General features: G+C 72.6%; 1 protein-coding gene. It reads left to right on the forward strand.

The window, feature by feature from the left end; genetic code table 11:
* Positions 1-134: 134 nt before the first annotated feature.
* Positions 135-343, forward strand: a 209-nt coding sequence (locus Q0L15_RS12605) for a glycosyltransferase (RefSeq protein WP_296604790.1), incomplete at its 3' end; no start/stop codon positions are given.

A 343-nucleotide genomic window follows, 5' to 3' on the forward strand; every position in this document is an offset into this window, starting at 1 on the left:
GCGGCCGGCCGGTCGGTGCCGACGACGATGGCCCGCCCGGTTCGCGTATCCTCGCGTGCGGTCGTCATCGGCGGGCGCCCCCGCCCGGACGGTGCCCCGCACCCAGACACGGGAAGGTGGTCGAGGTCTCGAGCATGAGCGACAGTGTGCCACCCGAGGTCTCCGTCATCGTCGCCACCTACGGCCGCCCGGACATGATCGGCGACGCGCTCGCTTCCCTGGCACAGCAGACGCTCGAGCACGACCGGTTCGAGGTCGTCGTGGTCATCAACGGCCCCTCCGAGGGGACCGCCGAGGCTGTCGAGGCGGTGGCGACCGAGCACCCCGACCTGCGCGTGGTCGT

Source organism: Nocardioides sp., from assembly GCF_024509035.1.
Classification (GTDB): Bacteria; Actinomycetota; Actinomycetes; order Propionibacteriales; family Nocardioidaceae; genus Nocardioides.